This window comes from Lentilitoribacter sp. Alg239-R112 (assembly GCF_900537175.1).
Classification (GTDB): domain Bacteria; phylum Pseudomonadota; class Alphaproteobacteria; order Rhizobiales; family Rhizobiaceae; genus Lentilitoribacter.
Genome location: NZ_LS999833.1, coordinates 2,313,170 through 2,329,569 on the forward strand (window position 1 = coordinate 2,313,170; position 16,400 = coordinate 2,329,569).

Genomic DNA, 16,400 nt, shown 5'->3' on the forward strand with positions numbered 1-16,400 from the left:
CTTCTGATATGTCCGAAAATGAAAATAACAAATCTTCGAACAAAATGTGGGGTGGCCGTTTTGGCTCCGGTCCTGACGCTATCATGGAAGAAATTAATGCATCTATTGATTTCGACAAAAAACTTTATGCGCAAGACATTGAAGGCTCAATGGCTCACGCACAAATGCTTGCCGATAGTGGCATAATTTCGGCAGAAGATCGCGAAAAAATTACTCACGGTCTGAACACAATATTGTCAGAAATTGAAGATGATACTTTTCAATATTCCCGCGCTTTGGAAGATATCCACATGAATGTGGAAGCTCGTTTGCGTGATCTTATTGGTCCTGCAGCTGGCAGATTACACACGGCTCGTTCGCGCAATGACCAAGTTGCGCTTGATTTTCGCATGTGGGTTCGTGCCGAGCTTACCAAAAACGTCACCCATCTGGAGAAGTTAATTTCTGCATTTGTTGGGCTCGCGGAAGAACATGTCGATACGGTTATGCCAGGTTTCACGCACTTACAGACCGCACAACCAGTCACATTTGGTCATCACTGTATGGCATATGTAGAAATGTTTGCACGTGACCGAACACGCATGCTCGATTGTATTGACCGACTTAATGAATGCCCGCTTGGTGCGGCGGCTCTTGCAGGCACAGGATTTGATACAAACCGTCATCAAGTTGCAGAAACGCTAGGTTTTAGAGAGCCAACACGCAATTCGTTAGATAGTGTATCAGATCGAGATTTCGCATTGGAATTTTTGTCGAACGCCTCGATCTGCGCCACACACATGTCGCGGTTTGCCGAGGAATTGGTTATCTGGTCAACACCACAATTTAACTTTGTTCGCATGTCTGACAGTTTCTCAACCGGTTCATCCATCATGCCGCAAAAGAAAAACCCGGATGCGGCAGAACTTGTTCGTGCAAAAACAGGTCGCATTAATGGTGCAAATATTTCGTTGCTGACGGTTATGAAAGGGCTACCCCTTGCCTACTCCAAAGATATGCAAGAAGATAAAGAACCCGTCTTTGATGCAGCTGAAAGTTTAGAACTCGCGATTTTAGCTTTAACAGGCATGGTATCCGATATGCATGTGAATAAAGATGCTATGCGTGCCGCCGCAGGTTCTGGTTTTTCGACAGCTACCGATCTTGCCGATTGGCTTGTACGTGAGGCAGGCCTTCCCTTCCGCGACGCACACCATGTCACAGGCGCAGCCGTTGCAATGGCTGAAGAGCAAAATATCGAGCTTCATGAATTGTCTCTTGAAGACTTGCAGAGCCTGAATGCTTCTATCACCAAAGAAATATTCTCGGTACTCACTGTCGATGCTTCCGTAAACTCACGCAAAAGCTATGGCGGCACAGCACCAGAGCAAGTTCGTAAACAGATTGCTCATTGGCAAAAACATAATTGGGTTTAAATTAATTTTCATAAACAGGGTGCACGGACAGAACTTTTTTCGCTAGAAGAGATGTTCATACATCGTTTAAAGGAACTGACGCATGTCGCGTATAACTTTATTTGTAATTGCTTTGACTTCTCTCATGGCTCTTTCTGCATGCGGACAAAAAAGCCCTTTGGTTGCACCTGGTGATCTGGATGCGAAAAAGACAGCACCAGCGCCTGAAGAGACAAAAACCAAAAGTTCCGGTTTTTTACTTGATTAATAACCGCTACACCAACGACTGAGTGAATGCATAAATGAACCATTTTGATTATAAAGATGGCATCTTGCATGCCGAAAATGTTGCTATTCCTGAAATCGCAGCAAAAGTTGGCACGCCATTTTACTGCTATTCAACAGCAACATTTGAACGCCATTACAAAATCTACGCTGAAGCTTTTTCCGACCTAGATTCTCTTGTGTGCTACGCCATGAAAGCGAACTCAAATCAGGCTGTTCTCGCGACACTGGCAAAACTTGGCTCTGGCGTTGACATTGTATCAGGTGGAGAGTTAGCACGCGCGCTAGCAGCAGGTATCGATGCTCAAAAAATAGTTTTCTCAGGCGTTGGTAAAACAGCGCATGAAATGGACGCAGCATTAGAAGCAGGTATTTTGTGTTTCAATGTAGAATCCGAGCCAGAACTTGAACTGCTAAACAACCGTGCGCTTAAAATAGGTAAAAAAGCGCCTGTCTCTTTTCGTATAAATCCAGATGTTGATGCAAAAACACACGCAAAAATCTCGACTGGTAAGGCTGAAAACAAATTCGGCATTTCTTATAAAAGAGCCAAAGAAGTCTATGCACGCGCCCGTGACTTAGAAGGTATCAATGCGCATGGCATTGACATGCATATTGGCAGCCAGATCACAGATCTTCAACCATTCGATGACGCCTTTGCGTTGCTTGTAGAACTTGTCGAGGAATTACGCAGTGAAGGTCATACCGTTAGCCATGTCGACATTGGCGGGGGCCTTGGCATTCCCTATAAAAACGACAATTCTCCTCCGCCGGACCCGAGTGCCTATGCCCGAGTTGCAGAAGATCGCTTAAAAGGGTTGGATTGTAAAGTTTTGATGGAACCGGGCCGTTTGATTGCAGGAAATGCTGGCATTCTTGTCACAGAAGTAATCTATGTAAAAGATGGCGGCGAGAAAAATTTCGTAATCGTTGATGGCGCGATGAACGATCTTATCCGACCCACACTTTATGATGCTTGGCATGAAATTATGCCTGTTGAAATATCTGCAGCAAATGCCCCTGCAATCATCGCCGACATTGTTGGTCCGGTTTGTGAAACGGGTGATTACTTGGCGCAAGATCGCCAGATGTCAGAACCTGAACCTGGCGATCTATTGGCCGTCTCAAGTGCAGGCGCTTATGGCGCTGTCCAGTCAGGGACATATAATTCACGACCTTTAATCCCAGAAGTTCTAGTAAATGACGATAAGTTTCATGTTGTTCGTGAACGTATTTCCATTGACCAACTCATAGAGATGGACTCCCTCCCAGACTGGTTAAAATAGTCGGACACCAAATGGAAGTTCAAACAAATATTGTTGCATTTCTAGCTCTAACATTTGCTATCTCAATCTGCGGCTTCATTTGTATTGCAAAAATTCCCGGTGCCCATTCGCCAGACAACCCTAAAGCCATTCCATTTTGGCTTATAACCGTTTGGGGGCCATCGCTCGCGGCCATTCTCCTATCCTATCAAGATGGGAGGTTGGTAGAATTATTGGCACCTATCTTCCAAATTTCAACTATACCAGATCAAGTTTGGCTACTCGTCATAGCGCCTATTTTTTTGTTGCTCATTCTTTCCCGATTTACAAAAGGTGACAGGGAGCCTCTCAGAATAAAATTAGTATTTATATCAATAGCGTTCAATCTTATTCTCGGCCCCCTAGGGGAGGAATTGGGCTGGCGCGGCTTTATGCAGGAAGATCTAAACACGCAACTCGGATGGTTAGAAACAAGCATTTTTATCGGTTTCATCTGGTACATCTGGCATCTTCCATTATGGACAATTCAATCACCGCAATCAGAAATATCCATTTACCTGTTTGGCTTTCACTGCTTGGCTTACTCCATTATCATCGGAGCAGCCTATACCCTTTCTGGCGGATCAATATTACCAGCAATATTGATCCATTTAACACTAAATCTTGCTTCAAACTGGGCCCTCTTTGTGGGGCTTCCAAAGCCGAATGATTGGTTTCGGGTCAGCATAATTCCCTATTTTGTTCTTGCAGTTATATCAAGTTGGCTTGTTTATTCTAAAACAGGGGAAATTGGCCTCAGCCTGCTAGAGTAAATTGTAACATCAACACAGATTGTTGAAAATAATCCGTCTCGTTTTTGCTATATTGACGTGTTAAGCTCCTGCCAACACAAAGATTCTTGAAGGCTGGTTATGGATAAGGACCAAGGGCGCGCTAAACAATCTATATTAAAACACCGCTTTCTAAGCCGTGTAACTATATTTGCCGAGCGCTTGTGGTCCGTTTTGCTATTCCCATTGTGTATAATGGGATTGTTCATTGCCATTTCCTGGTTCGGCTTTTTTCGATCAATACCATTCTGGGCAAACATCACCATTCTTGTGGTTTTCGCAATAAGTCTAATCTATACACTTCTCCCCTTTACAAAACTTAGACTGCCAACAATAGCAGAAGCAGATCAACGTCTGGAAGAGGACAACCAAATTCCTCATCAAGGGCTAGCTGTTCATAACCAAGAGCTTAGCCAAGATGATCACGGCTCCTTGGTACTTTGGAAAGAGCATCAAAGACGGATGCTAAAGAAACTTGAAAATCTGCGTCAGGGATCACTACGAACAAACACCGATAGTCGTGATCCTTATGGATTTCGTGCACTTGTCTTGCTGCTTCTCGCAACGGGTTTTTCCTATTCATTTTCTGGTCAATCCGGTACCGTTTTAGATGCATTTTCGAAACCGAAAAATCTTATAAACCAAGCCGATCTCGTTCGTGTTGATGCATGGATAAAACCGCCGTCTTACGTTAATCAAGCGCCTATATTTTTAAAAAACCTTCCCAGCGATCAGCCCATTGCCATTCCTGAGAATAGTCAAATTGTTGTTCGATTGGCTGGTGCTATTGAAGATATAAAAACACCAGAATTTATCCTTAAAGGCGGTTCAAAACTAGCATTCAACGAAAGTTTGGATAGGCAAAACCCAAATGCACGTTCTTATATATTTACCCCGGTAAATGATGGAGAATTAAGAATATCCAATGCTCAAAACTGGCAGCTAAATCTAGTCCGAGATACGCCCCCAAATATCGCATTTTCCAGATTTCCAGAAAAAGCTCTCAATGGAGCTCTCGAACTGTCATATTTTGCAACCGATGATCATGGTGTTGCATCTGCAAAAGCCATTATTGAGCCACTTTATCCAGCGGACGATCATGCATTACCGCTCTATGATTCACCTGAATTTGATCTACAATTGCCTCGCCGCAACAGTGATGATGGTCTGGCTTCAACAAGCTATGACCTCACCGACCACCCGCTTGCAGGCGAGGAAGCAATCATTACACTTATTGTAACCGACCATGCGGGGCAGGAAAGTCGAGCAGAGGGTGTAGAGGTTATATTGCCAGAACGGCAATTTGTAAGCCCGCTTGCAAAATCAATGCTCGAACAACGCAAAGTCCTTGCATTTGATGCTTATGAACTACCGCGAGCAATCGTATTAAATGACGCTCTAACTGCACTACCCGAGGAAACAATCCCGAATATACGCGATTATCTACTCATAAAATCAGCTCGAGAAGGCATGAGTCTTGCTTATAGTGATGAAGACTTACTCCGCTGGGTCGATGATTTATGGAGCATTGCGCTTCTGTTGGAGGATGGAGATTTATCACTGGCCGAACAAAGACTTAAAAATGCTCAAAAGGCGCTGTCAGAAGCACTTGAACAAGGTGCAAGTGAAGAAGAAATCGCACAATTGATGGATGAACTTCGTGAAGCGATGGATGACTATCTACAGCAACTGGCGCAAAGTGATAACGTAAACCCACCGCAGCAAAACCAACAACAAAATGCGCTCGAGTTAGAAGCGCAGGATTTGACCGACATGCTGGACCAGATTGAAGAAATGGCAAAATCTGGAAATCGTGAGCAAGCACAACGTATGCTTAATGACTTGCAAAACATGATGAATAATATGCAAGCAAACCGCCAACAACAGCCGCAATCTGGCGAACAAAGCCAAACAGAACAGCAGTTAAACGAACTGGGAGAGATTTTACGCGAGCAACAACGTTTGCTCGACCAAACATACCAGCAGCAGCAACAGCAACAGCAACAGCAACAGCAACAGCAACAGCAACAGCAACAGCAACAGCAACAGCAACAGACCGAAAACCAGCAAGGACAGGAAAACACAACCCCATCTCCGGAAGGAGGTGAACAACAAGAACTTTCAGAACAAGAGTTGGCAGATGCATTGCAAAAGTTGGAAGAACAACAACAAGCTTTACAAGAGCGGCTCCAACAACTGCAAAAACAGATGGAAGAACAAGGTCTTGACCCAGCAGAAGGATTAGGTGAAGCGGCAGATGCAATGGGTAATGCAGCTGGCGAATTAAATAACGGACAAACCGGGCAAGCTGGCGAAGAGCAAGGGCGGGCTATCCAAGCACTGCGCGAAGGGGCACAGCAAATGCTTGACCAGTTACAACAACAGATGCAAGCTCAACAAGGCCAAGGTCAGGGCCAGCAGGGCAATCAACCACAGGGCAGACAAGGAAACGGCCAAGGTCGTGATCCATTAGGGCGCAGAAGTGGTGGAGACCGAGAAGGAATTTACGGTCGAAATCCAAACGGTAACTTTGATGATGCTGCCAACGTGCAACGCGCACGAGAAATCCTAGAGATCATACGCAAAAGGCTGGGTGAGAACTTCAGATTAGAATTTGAGAAAAACTATCTGGAGCGTCTTTTAAAAACGCCCCAATAATCTCACGCAGCCAGAGCTTGTGCTACAGCCTGACGAATATCAGGCAATGAAAAAGGTTTAGGCACAACATCGACAATAATCTGCGCAAGATTATCAGCACGTTCACGTTGTTCTGCAAATCCTGTCATCAACAAAATTTTTGTATCAGGATACTTTTCAGCTGTCGCTTCTGCGAGAGCAATTCCATCCATCGCCGGCATTCTGATATCAGACAAAAGAAGATCAAACTTATCCTGAGCTAGCTTTTCCAGTCCATCACAACCATCTTCTGCTTCTGTCGTCTCATGCCCATCCATGCGCAAGGCACGTGCAACGAACGAGCGAAGTGCAGTTTCATCTTCTGTGATCAATATCTTAGCCATGTACTCATCCCTATTGTTGCATCTTGATAATGCCAAATCGATTTTATTCGATTTTTTCACTTGGGATTATTTAAGCATGAAATTCTTTGCAGGCTGTAAATGGGCTTGGTAAACAAGATGTCAATTTTGATTTTATTGATCTTCAGCATCACCCTTGACGATACCGACATATGGTAACTCTCTAAATGCATAGGCCACATCCATACCATACCCAACGACAAAATAATCGGGGCAGATAAAACCAACATAATCAGCAGTCAGTTCGCCTTTTCGCTTTGATTCTTTATCCAGCAAAACTGCAAGACCCACATCTTTTGCGCCACGTTCATACATTAGATCACGGGCAAAACGCAATGTATTACCTGATTCCAAAATATCATCAATGATCAGAACATCTCGTCCGGTTACATCACTATCAATGTCTTTAATAATCTTAACTTGCTTACCTTCGGTTCCCGTTCCATAGCTTGAAAGTGTTATAAACTCTACTTCAGGGGCTAAACCGGCGCGATAAAGTGCGCGAACAAGATCAGCTGCAAAAATGAAAGATCCTTTTAAAATAGCAACGACCAGGAGGTCATTTTTGGGGTTTTTTGCAATAGCTGCCGCTATCAGATCGATTTTCTCTTGGATTTCTGTATCAGAGAACAATACGTCTATATTTTTACCGCGAACAACTTCCATAACACCAATAAATCTCTCAAATGACACCGCAAAATAGCGATTTAAATTCAATTTGGATTAACATAGATGATGGAGCCTGCGCTCAAGCCTCGGTCAATCCGTACAACATGACCTTCATTAGCAGCTTTATTTGGGTTTGGCTTGTCAAAAATACCGGATTCAATTGGATTTTCAGTCAATTTCTTTGTTTTAGAAAAGACCCCTTCTGAACCAATACTGCCGGTAAGAACAGTATTATCAATCGTTGATGTCAAATTATCAACCTGACCGGAAACAAACCCCTGACTGGAAACAAACCAAAGCATCGGAAATAATAATGCTGCAATAATGGAACAAATTGCGAGTGTTAAAATTATCTGACTTAGAACTGGTTTTCCAACTTTTTTATCATGCATTTTAGAGAAAACAGATAAACGCTGACCCGGGTTATTTTGGCTTGGATCATTTTGGTTTGAAATCAACTGTTCACGAATTTTAGATATATGAGCTGCCCTGGGTTGATTCCCAGCAGAAGGTATGCGCGGCGCACGCTCACCCATCTCTATCGTTTCAAAAATGGCATCTTCAATATCGCGCTCAAATGAATTCAATTTTTTACTTTCTACGTCACGACAAGAAGCGTTGATCAAAGAGATATCTTGTCTTGCAACCAAAGGCATTTGCTGCTCACTTACCATCAAGGTGTTTGCTTGGGCTTATTCTTTACGAAAAGTAAACAAAAATGGTTAACAGACTGGTAATGCTTTACATGGTGCACGAATATGCTTATCTGCAAACTATTGGCGGAATTTATATTTAGCCCTATATAAATAAAGATAGCGAGTATTAATCTTTAAATGCTCAGTCTTTGAGGAATTGTCTGAATTGATCAAACTCGAAAATGTAGGTGTGAGGTATGGAATGGGACCTGAGATCTTACGAGATCTGACTTTCGATATTCCAAAAAGATCTTTTCACTTTTTAACTGGACCTTCGGGAGCTGGCAAAACAACATTGCTCCGACTTTTATTCATGTCACTTCATCCCACTCGCGGCAATATATCCATGTTTGGACGCAGCATTTCAGATATCCCACGCGATGAGTTACCTCTGCTTCGGCGAAGAATTGGCATTGTATTTCAAGATTTTCGTCTCCTCAATCACTTAACCACTTATGAAAATGTTGCACTTCCATTGCGTGTTCGCGGCAAAGAAGAAGCAACATACCGAGCTGATGTTGTTGAACTACTTGAATGGGTAGGTCTTGGCGAGCGAATGCATGCTAGCCCACAGATTTTGTCTGGTGGTGAAAAACAACGCGTTGCTATTGCACGGGCACTTATCGATAGGCCGGAAATTTTGCTTGCGGATGAACCAACAGGCAATGTGGATCCACCAATGGCGCTAAGGTTACTTTCACTTTTTAAAGAGTTGAACCGTTTAGGAACAGCGGTAATGATCGCGACCCATGATTTTTCTCTTATGGATCAGATCAATGCGCGGCGAATGATTCTATCTGAGGGGCAAATCGACATTTATGATAGATAAGGCCAAGAAAAAAGTCGTAAAAGTCGGGCAAGCCGCAAAGCTGAAATTCGGCGCTCCGGCTCCTATTGTTCCACCCGCCAATCTGTCCAGCAAAGCGCTGATGGTCGTCGTTGTCATCATGTCCTTCCTTGCCTGTCTCACTCTTGGTTTTGTAACGCTTATTCAAGATGCTTCTAAAACATGGCAAACCCAAATATCTGGAGAAATTACCATTCAGATAAAACCCATTGACGGACAAAATATGGAAAGTGCATTGTCCAATGCGAGAGAGATTGCGCTTACTTACGATGGTACCATAGATGCATCAATCATCGATAAAGAAACAACATCTAGATTGTTGGAACCATGGCTTGGCGAAGGTTTTAATCTAGAAGAATTACCGGTCCCGCGCCTTGTTGTCATTACAATTGAAAAAGATGCGCCACCGGATTTTCAAGCGATGAGCAGAGAACTTTCAGATAAAATCTCAGGTGCATATCTCGATGATCATCGCACATGGGCTGGCCGCTTGGTCAGCATGGCACAAAATACTGTGTTCATTGGCATGGGGCTTCTCAGCCTTGTTTTAATCGCAACGACTTTAACCGTCGTTTTTGCAACGCGTGGAGCCATGTCGGTTAATCATGAAATCATTGAAGTTTTGCATTTCGTGGGTGCTGAATCCTCGTTTATCGCTGGTGAATTTCAACGCCACTTCCTGCTCACGGGCCTTTATGGCGGTACAATCGGTGGGGCACTTGCCGCATTTGCATTCTTTATCACCGATTACTTGCAAGAACGAACAATGGCTACCGCTCTTGGTGACCAGGCAAATGCTCTCTTTGGCAGTTTTCAAATGGGGCCATCGGGCTATCTTGGCATCGTAATAATTGTCATCACAGTTGCTGCCCTTACAGCACTCACCACGCGTCTAACGGTTATCCGAACGATTCGTGAAATTGATCTTGTTCGCTCAGATCCTTCTCAATCCAATCAAGTTTAAATCCAGCGAGAAGTTTGACGATTGTCAATACCTGAAAAAATGCCCTGCTTACTTCATAAAAAGGACTGGTCTTAGCCATATTTCAGTAGTAAAAGCGATGCATGACTGCGGAAGAAAAACCTAGCGCAACAGAAAATGCTGAACTTGATCACGACCCGATTCCTGAGAAGGAAAATTCGGAAGAATATCCGTTGCCGAAGAAGAACAAATTAAACTGGTTTTTCACTCCATTGGCGCTTATTGGCATTTTGTTCATTGCGATAACCATTAGTGCTTTTGTTCGCTTCGCAGAAGATGTTTCTTCATTAAGGCCAGCTGAAGATTTGGATCAAGCCGATGCAATTGTTGTTCTAACGGGTGGAACCAAACGCATTACTCAGGCTGTTAAACTCTTAGAACAAGGCGTTGGTAAAATGTTGTTTATTTCGGGCGTGAACCCGGACATTTCTGACCAAACGTTACAACGCGTATCTGGCGCATCTCAGGAAACATTTGATTGTTGCATCATGCTTGGCCGAAATGCCAAAAACACCATCGGTAACGGCAAAGAAATCACCAAATGGGCAAATAAAAACGACTACAAAAAACTCGTTGTCGTTACGAGCAATTATCATATGATCCGCAGCCTTTACGAGCTGAAGGCGGTTGATAAAAACACGACCTTCCTCCCCTACCCTGTCGCTACAACCGATCTGAAAGATACCAGCTGGATCAGCGATTCTGATGTCATCAGAGCACTCATCAATGAGTTTGCGAAGTTGAACTACGCCTACTTTCGGGATTTTTTGAATATGAAGATAGCTAACAACTCGCCATCCTAGCTTTCATGTTTCAAGCATTCACCTGAAACACCCAAAATTTCGAACATATTCCATTTCTCTTTTACGCCGATGGTTAATGAGGCATTAACCCGCGCACGCTAAAATTGGATCTAATTATATCGAATTCACGCTTTATTTTGAAGCAAACACATATTTGGATCTGCTTAAGCTCATGCGAACAACTGCACATTCCCCTCAACACCAGAACTATGAACAAAGATTGATGCCTGCCCTTTTAATGCGTCAGCTTCAAATTATCTGTGCCTGTTTAATCTTTCTAGGGTTGATCTTCGCAACGTTCTCATTGGCGACGTGGAATGTAGCTGACCCCAGCTTTTCTCATAAAACATCCGCTACGGTCACAAATGCACTTGGTTTTTCTGGCGCAGCATTTTCTGATCTTATGTTGCAGTTTTTCGGGCTCGCATCAGTGATCGCACTGACCCCTGCTCTGGCGTGGGGCATTTCTCTTCTTCGCGGCAAATTGTTTGATCGACGAAATTCAAGGCTAAGCGCTTGGTTCTTTGGCTCACTTCTTATGTCTGCAGTAATGGGCCTTGTGCCCAGCCCTGAAACATGGCCATTACCCACTGGTCTTGGTGGTGTCATCGGAGATATGCTTTTAAAACTGCCAGCGACAATCATTGGCGATTATCCAACTGGTATATTGGCTTTCGCGCTTGGTGCATTAATTTTTCCACCTGCTTTGTGGCTATTACTCAAAGGTTCTGGTCTTGTTCAACGACCAGCAACAGTTTTAGATGATATCGAAGAAGAAACCGCACCTTGGCATGACGATGAAATTGAAGAAGAAGAGGGAAGAAGTTCTCTTATCCTCGGCATTCTCACGCATATGTTCTTAACATTTAAGGCAAGGGCGCGTCGCCTTTTCAACTTTAACATTCAAAGAGATGCAGATGAATGGGAATATGACGCACCGTTGGACATGCAAGATGTTCATGATGGGTCTGCTTCATTTCGCCAAGAACCTGATTTTACAACCCATACAGCACAAGAACCAAACTTTGATGATCAATATTTCCAAAGTGAGATGGACACTCAGGATAATGCTCATTACCCCTATGAAGAGGAAACTGACTTTGTTCAGGCTCCACAAGCAACAGCTCGCGTAGCACAACCAGCACCACGCCCGAAACAGGGTAAGCGGATCGTGCAAGAAGCCCAAGCATCGTTGCTTTCATCATCAGATTTTGAACTCCCTTCTATTCATCTTCTGGCAGAACCAAAGAATGTGGTTCGCGATGCAACGCTATCAGCAGAAGCACTGGAACAAAACGCACGAATGCTTGAAGGTGTTTTAGAAGATTTCGGCGTTAAAGGTGAAATCATCCATGTTCGCCCCGGTCCCGTTGTTACGCTTTATGAATTGGAACCTGCACCTGGAATTAAATCTTCGCGTGTCATTGGTCTTGCCGATGACATTGCCCGGTCTATGAGTGCCATTGCAGCCCGTGTTGCAGTTGTTCCTGGTCGCAATGCAATCGGCATTGAGTTACCAAATCAATCACGCGAAACTGTCTATTTTCGCGAAATGATTGCAAGCAGAGATTTTGAAGCCAATAAAGGCAAACTACCTTTATCATTGGGTAAAACTATTGGTGGTGAACCTGTTTTCTCTGATTTGGCCAAGATGCCTCACGTCCTTGTGGCAGGGACAACAGGTTCTGGTAAATCCGTTGCAATCAACACAATGATTCTATCGATCCTTTACCGCTTTAATCCATCGCAATGCCGCTTGATCATGATCGATCCGAAGATGCTTGAACTATCCGTCTATGACGGCATACCGCATCTTCTTACACCTGTTGTCACTGATCCTAAAAAGGCAGTTGTTGCGCTTAAATGGACCGTTCGGGAAATGGAAGATCGCTATAAGAAAATGTCAAAACTTGGCGTGCGAAATATCGATGGCTTTAATCAGCGTGCTGAAGAAGCAAGACGCAAAGGTGAAGCGATAACGCGCACTGTTCAAACCGGTTTCGACAAAGAAACAGGTGAAGCTATCTACGAGACGGAAGAATTTGATCTAGAACCATTACCATATATCGTTGTGATCATTGATGAGATGGCCGACCTCATGATGGTGGCTGGCAAGGATATTGAAGGTGCTGTTCAACGTCTTGCGCAAATGGCGCGTGCTGCAGGTATTCATGTAATCATGGCAACCCAACGACCGTCAGTTGATGTTATCACTGGCACAATTAAAGCCAACTTCCCAACACGTATATCATTTCAGGTCACGTCGAAAATTGATTCGCGCACAATTTTAGGTGAACAAGGTGCTGAACAACTTCTTGGTATGGGCGACATGCTCTTCATGGCAGGTGGTGGCCGTATACAACGGGTCCACGGCCCGTTCGTCTCTGATAATGAGGTCGAAGCCGTCGTTGATCATTTGAAACGACAAGGTGTCCCGCAATATCTTGATGCCATTACTGTTGACGAAGAAGAAGAAAGTGGAAGCGATGCTGGGGGCGGATCAGGAAATAGCAATCTGGCAAACTCTGATGATCCTTATGATCAGGCCGTGGCTGTTGTGCTTCGAGATGGTAAAGCCTCAACTTCTTATATCCAACGCCGTCTAGGTATTGGATATAACAGAGCAGCATCGTTGATTGAGCGCATGGAAGAAGAAGGCGTTATCGGCCCAGCAAACCATGCAGGTAAACGCGAAATTCTTGTACCGACCGAGAAAGACATTCTCGCAGAATAACATAGCGGTTGATTCCACATCAGCCGCAATCATGCCTCAGTTTTCTAGTAGTTCGTACATCTGATGGGTAATTTAAAAAATTGGAATAAATGATGAAAATGACACAAATGAACTACAAAGCACTTTTTCCGAGAATAGCTGATCCCATCAAATTGGTAGCATACCTATTACTGGCCATTTCGCTCTCCAGCATAACTGCAAAGGCTGACGGAAAAATTGCACAAAATATCGCCAGTCACTTTGCATCGGTAAAGACGATGATGGGTGAATTTGTTCAGCTGAACCCAGATGGCAATCAAATAGCGGGTAAATTCTTCATATCAAGACCGGGGAAACTCCGTTTTAATTATGAAAAACCATCACCTGTGCGCGTAATATCGGACGGTCGAAATCTTGTTGTTGGCAACCAGAAGCTCAAAACATGGAGCCTATATCCGCTGCGCACAACACCACTAAAACTATTGCTTGCTAATAAGATTAATTTGAAATCCAAAGACATAAAGTCGGTAACTGAAACTGACAGTCTGGTCACAATCGTGATGGGCAATAAGACTATCTTTGGCAAATCAACAATTACAATGATGTTTGATCCTGCGTCTTATGAGTTACGTCAATGGACAATCAAAGATGTTCAAGGCAAAGAGACAACTGTCCTGATTTTTAATGTTGAAACCGGTGTTGATTTCGCAAAAAGCGTATTTCGTATCCCATATCACGAGATGAATAAGGATAATGAAGGTTAAACTTCATACTTCCACTTCAATAACGCTTTAAAATGATCTAGACCTGAAAACTAATAGAAATTTTCAGGAGTAGGTCATTGGCATTTTCGGTTGTAACATGGAATATTAATTCAGTTCGTCTCAGAATGCCAATCGTCGAGAAGTTTTTAGAAGAACATCAACCAGACGTTTTATGCCTACAAGAAATCAAATGTGAGAATGGCTCCTTCCCTTCAGCCGGATTTCGAAAACTTGGCTATCAACATTTCGCAATTCATGGTCAGAAGAGTTATCACGGAGTTGCGACAGTTTCTAAAACGCCGATCGCCGATATAACAAGATTAGATTTTGCCCAAAAAGGGGATGCTCGTCATGTCTCCGGTGTCGTTGATGCTGGCGATAAGAAAATTCGCATTCACAACTTCTATGTACCTGCTGGTGGCGACGAAGCTAATCGTAATACAAACCCAAAATTTGCACATAAATTGGACTTTCTTGCAGAAATGAAAGAAATGCATTCTGAGTCTGAAATGGACCAGGGTGTTTCATCAATTTTAGTTGGAGACCTTAACATAGCACCCGCTGAGACCGATGTTTGGTCGCACAAGCAACTATTGAAGGTTGTTAGTCACACACCAATCGAAGTTGAAACTCTCAATGACGTGCAGGAAAAAGGTGGGTGGCACGATCTCGTTCGCCAACATGTGCCAATTGAAGAAAAGCTTTTCACCTGGTGGAGTTATCGTTCCAAAGATTGGGAGAAAGCAGATAAAGGTCGCCGTTTAGACCACATTTGGTCGTCGGCCGATCTAAAAGAGTCACTTTCTAAAATCGAAGTATTACGCCACGCGCGCGGTTGGGAAAAGCCATCAGATCATGTACCAATGATTGCTCATTTAAAACTATAAGTCTAAGGCGAACTTATATTTAATTTTCTGAAGATTTGATGTCAGCTCTGTTATGTTTTGCTCAATACGTTTACGCAAAACATCTGCCACCTCGGGGTATTCAGTCAAGAGTCGGTGGAATAGCACTCTGTCAAATCGCATTAAATGCGCATTTTCAGTCGCGGTAACAGTAAACTGGCGTTTTGAGGGGGAAATCAATGCTAACTCGCCAAGCAAGGCAGCACGTTCTGCAGTACCTACAATAGCCATTTCGCCATTTTTATTTGGCGCAGACAACTCAAGGTTACCTGACAGCACGACATATGCGCCGCTGGCTGAATCTCCAAATTTATAAAGGGATTGACCTTCATAAATGTTTCGGTGAGTAGCACCAAAAGCAAGTAGCCGAAGCGCTTCACCAGGTATTTCTGAAAATAGAGGTGTTTGGTGCAATACCTCAAGATCATCTGTCAGTGCCATAATAAACCCTCAGCGAAACCTATCCTTTATTTACGGAACAAGTTTATAACCACCGCTTTCGGTCACAAGAATTTCAGCGCTAGACGGATCTTTTTCAATTTTCTGTCTCAAGCGATAAACATGAGTCTCCAGTGTATGCGTTGTTACACCGGAATTATATCCCCAAACCTTTTCCAAGATATCATTGCGCGGCACAACTTTTTGCTCTGCACGATAAAGAAAACGAATGATTGAAGCCTCTTTCTCTGTCAGGCGAATTTTGTTCTCTTCCTCATCAATCAATAACTTCTGACTTGGCTTGAACGTGTAAGGACCAACGACAAATGTGGCATCTTCACTTTGTTCATGTTGGCGCAGTTGCGCACGGATACGCGCAAGCAGCACAGCAAAACGAAAAGGTTTTGGTACATAATCATTCGCACCAGCTTCAAGCCCAAGAATGGTATCGGAATCTGTATCATGGCCAGTCAGCATAATGATTGGTGATTTAAAGCCGCCCTTGCGAAGAAGCTTCACAGCCTCACGGCCATCCATATCAGGAAGCCCGACATCCATAATCAAAAGGTCGAGATGATTATCCCGAGCCGTTTTTACACCTTTTGTTGCTGTGCTTTCCTGCAATATGAAAAACTCTTCATAAAGAGAAAGTTGCTCGATGAGCGTCTCACGCAAATCATCATCATCGTCAACAAGCAAAATAGTACGGGCTGTCATTTGTCGTTCCTTTTAAAGTCACCATGAGTAAACTTAGTTTAGTTCTTCAAGATTC

The 16,400-nt window shown here is 43.6% G+C and carries 16 protein-coding genes; 11 read left to right on the forward strand and 5 right to left on the reverse strand.

What is annotated here, in order from left to right; translation table 11 throughout:
- Positions 1-8: 8 nt before the first annotated feature.
- The 5 genes from argH to G3W54_RS11480 all read left to right on the forward strand — a co-directional run bounded on the left by argH (position 9) and on the right by G3W54_RS11480 (position 6,432).
- A complete protein-coding gene (gene argH, locus G3W54_RS11460; RefSeq protein WP_162653171.1) occupies positions 9-1,415 on the forward strand; it encodes an argininosuccinate lyase in 1,407 nt (468 codons plus the stop codon).
- A gap of 82 nt (positions 1,416-1,497) precedes the next feature.
- A complete protein-coding gene (locus G3W54_RS11465; protein WP_162653172.1) occupies positions 1,498-1,662 on the forward strand; it encodes a lipoprotein in 165 nt (54 codons plus the stop codon).
- 34 nt (positions 1,663-1,696) lie between these two features.
- A complete protein-coding gene (gene lysA, locus G3W54_RS11470; protein ID WP_162653173.1) occupies positions 1,697-2,965 on the forward strand; it encodes a diaminopimelate decarboxylase in 1,269 nt (422 codons plus the stop codon).
- Between the two features lie 11 nt (positions 2,966-2,976).
- The gene (locus tag G3W54_RS11475; RefSeq protein WP_162653174.1) at positions 2,977-3,756 is read left to right on the forward strand and encodes a CPBP family intramembrane glutamic endopeptidase; all 780 of its coding nucleotides are present in this window, start codon (positions 2,977-2,979) and stop codon (positions 3,754-3,756) included.
- 99 nt (positions 3,757-3,855) lie between these two features.
- The gene (locus G3W54_RS11480; RefSeq protein WP_162653175.1) at positions 3,856-6,432 is read left to right on the forward strand and encodes a TIGR02302 family protein; all 2,577 of its coding nucleotides are present in this window, start codon (positions 3,856-3,858) and stop codon (positions 6,430-6,432) included.
- A gap of 2 nt (positions 6,433-6,434) precedes the next feature.
- On the opposite strand, the gene G3W54_RS11485 is transcribed toward G3W54_RS11480, so the two are convergent.
- From G3W54_RS11485 to G3W54_RS11495, 3 genes are all read right to left on the reverse strand, one after another.
- The gene (locus tag G3W54_RS11485) at positions 6,435-6,794 is read right to left on the reverse strand and encodes a response regulator (RefSeq protein WP_162653176.1); all 360 of its coding nucleotides are present in this window, start codon (positions 6,792-6,794) and stop codon (positions 6,435-6,437) included.
- A gap of 132 nt (positions 6,795-6,926) precedes the next feature.
- Complete coding sequence (hpt, locus tag G3W54_RS11490; protein ID WP_162653676.1) at positions 6,927-7,478, reverse strand: hypoxanthine phosphoribosyltransferase; 552 nt, start codon at positions 7,476-7,478, stop codon at positions 6,927-6,929.
- 47 nt (positions 7,479-7,525) lie between these two features.
- Positions 7,526-8,137 (reverse strand): hypothetical protein, encoded by a 612-nt coding sequence (locus tag G3W54_RS11495; protein WP_162653177.1) that lies wholly within the window; start codon positions 8,135-8,137, stop codon positions 7,526-7,528.
- Positions 8,138-8,342: 205 nt separating this feature from the next.
- Between G3W54_RS11495 and ftsE the strand changes: the two genes are divergently transcribed.
- The 6 genes from ftsE (at position 8,343) to xth (ending at position 15,172) form a co-directional block, all read left to right on the forward strand.
- Positions 8,343-9,005, forward strand: coding sequence for a cell division ATP-binding protein FtsE (ftsE, locus tag G3W54_RS11500; RefSeq protein WP_162653178.1), 663 nt, complete (start codon positions 8,343-8,345; stop codon positions 9,003-9,005).
- Positions 9,006-9,105: 100 nt separating this feature from the next.
- Entirely contained in the window at positions 9,106-9,987 is an 882-nt protein-coding gene (locus tag G3W54_RS11505) for an ABC transporter permease (protein ID WP_162653677.1), read from the forward strand.
- Positions 9,988-10,088: 101 nt separating this feature from the next.
- On the forward strand, positions 10,089-10,808 hold the full coding sequence (locus G3W54_RS11510) for a YdcF family protein (RefSeq protein WP_162653179.1): 720 nt from the start codon (positions 10,089-10,091) through the stop codon (positions 10,806-10,808).
- 223 nt (positions 10,809-11,031) lie between these two features.
- Positions 11,032-13,542 (forward strand): DNA translocase FtsK, encoded by a 2,511-nt coding sequence (locus G3W54_RS11515; protein WP_244627883.1) that lies wholly within the window; start codon positions 11,032-11,034, stop codon positions 13,540-13,542.
- A gap of 92 nt (positions 13,543-13,634) precedes the next feature.
- Complete coding sequence (locus tag G3W54_RS11520) at positions 13,635-14,285, forward strand: outer membrane lipoprotein carrier protein LolA (protein ID WP_244627884.1); 651 nt, start codon at positions 13,635-13,637, stop codon at positions 14,283-14,285.
- A 77-nt stretch (positions 14,286-14,362) separates the two neighbouring features.
- The gene (gene xth / locus G3W54_RS11525; RefSeq protein WP_162653182.1) at positions 14,363-15,172 is read left to right on the forward strand and encodes an exodeoxyribonuclease III; all 810 of its coding nucleotides are present in this window, start codon (positions 14,363-14,365) and stop codon (positions 15,170-15,172) included.
- Here xth and G3W54_RS11530 read toward each other — a convergent pair.
- On the reverse strand, positions 15,167-15,631 hold the full coding sequence (locus G3W54_RS11530; protein WP_162653183.1) for a cyclic nucleotide-binding domain-containing protein: 465 nt from the start codon (positions 15,629-15,631) through the stop codon (positions 15,167-15,169). The genes xth and G3W54_RS11530 overlap by 6 nt on opposite strands.
- 30 nt (positions 15,632-15,661) lie before the next feature.
- Positions 15,662-16,345, reverse strand: a complete 684-nt coding sequence (locus G3W54_RS11535) for a response regulator transcription factor (RefSeq protein ID WP_162653184.1) — start codon at positions 16,343-16,345, stop codon at positions 15,662-15,664.
- Positions 16,346-16,400 lie beyond the last annotated feature (55 nt).